The organism is Paraburkholderia humisilvae, from assembly GCF_902859855.1.
Lineage (GTDB): Bacteria > Pseudomonadota > Gammaproteobacteria > Burkholderiales > Burkholderiaceae > Paraburkholderia > Paraburkholderia humisilvae.
In genome coordinates this window covers 1-1,381 of record NZ_CADIKH010000339.1, presented here as the reverse complement: position 1 = coordinate 1,381, position 1,381 = coordinate 1, and the positions used below count along the sequence as shown (strand labels likewise).

The 1,381-nt window shown below is 57.2% G+C and carries 1 protein-coding gene; it reads right to left on the bottom strand.

Annotated elements, in window-relative coordinates; genetic code table 11:
* Nucleotides 1-277 precede the first annotated feature (277 nt).
* Complete coding sequence (locus tag HV796_RS42375; RefSeq protein WP_175233566.1) at nt 278-1,297, bottom strand: IS110 family RNA-guided transposase; 1,020 nt, start codon at nt 1,295-1,297, stop codon at nt 278-280.
* Nucleotides 1,298-1,381: the final 84 nt, after the last annotated feature.

Genomic DNA, 1,381 nt, shown 5'->3' with positions numbered 1-1,381 from the left:
ATGAACGCGTCCCGCTTTGCAACAGCTTTCGCGTGTTCGGACTGACAGGATGGGCTGCAGCTCTCTATCCGGCCTTGTTGCAGCCGGTAATGCCCGCTGCGGGCCTCTATGAAATCCGCTGACTCGCACCTCGTTCCTGTCACGAGCTTGAAGCTCGGAGCCGTATACAGGTTTAGCGAGTCCGGGTCCTACCTGGTTCGTCATCTCACTCGGTGCTGCGCAACCTTTCGGCGTTCACCCTGTGTTAAATGTTGATCTTCCTTATCGTGCCAGCCGTTCAGGTCGGCTTCACGCTTACGTAGTCCCTCTGGTACGGCCGATCATGAGCCAGCATCGCCCAGATCGTGCGCGCCATCTTGTTGGCAAGCGCAACGACCACGACGCTCTTCGGCCGTCGCTTCATCATCTGCTCGACCCACTCGCCGGGGTTCTTTGAATTCGTCAAGACACTGCGTGCACCGTGAATCAGCAGGGTGCGCAAGTACGTATCGCCACGCTTCGATATGCCAAGCAGGTTTACCTTGCCGCCCGAGCCTTTCTGCTTTGGCACGAGTCCCACCCATGCGGCAAATTCGCGACCAGATCTGAATGCTTTCGCGTCACCCATCGTCGCAACGGCCGCGGTGGACGTCAGCAGCCCAACACCAGGAATTTGGCTAATGGCCTGCACTTGCGGATCCTCTTTTTTCCACTCGCGCATCCGGCGTTCAATACTGGCTACTTGTTCATCGAGCTTCGTGAGCCCACTCCACTGTTCGCGAAGCGTGTCAATGACGACCGTAGGCAGGCGCTCTGCAACGCGACCGAGTACTTGCGGTATCGCCTTATCGAGAGCAGCACGTCCTTTGCCCATCACTTCACCATACTCTGTCAATAGGCCTCGCAGGCCGTTGATCTGCATGGTCCGGAACTTCACGAGCTGCTCACGCATCCGGTGCAATGCGAGCATCGCCTGCTGTACCTCGGTCTTCACTGCGACCGGCTTGCCCGGCTGCTGCACAGCCAGCCATATTGCACGCGCATCGGCAGCATCCTTCTTGTTTCCGATATTGAATGCCTTGGCGAACTCGCCCGGCATGAGTTTCACCTCGTGCCCCAATTTTGTGAGTTGTCTCGCCCAATGGTGCGCACCGCCACATGCTTCCATCCCGATCAGGCAGGGCCCGCGGTTCGCAAAGAACTCAAGGAACTTCACCCGTTTGATCGGCTTGTTTACGATCTCGCCGGTAGCTGCATCGATGTAATGCACCTGAAACAGGTTCTTGGCGATATCCACGCCCACCGCTGTGCGATTCATGCTGGATCTCCGGTATGCCTATGCGGACCTCAATAATGTTCCATTTTGGCCCTTGCATACGGTCAGTTCGCAAGGGTCGATCTT

What these genes read in the sequence shown, in the direction of transcription:
- HV796_RS42375 (WP_175233566.1), bottom strand. Translation starts at nt 1,297, where the DNA reads ATGAATCGCACAGCGGTGGGCGTGGATATCGCCAAGAACCTGTTTCAG.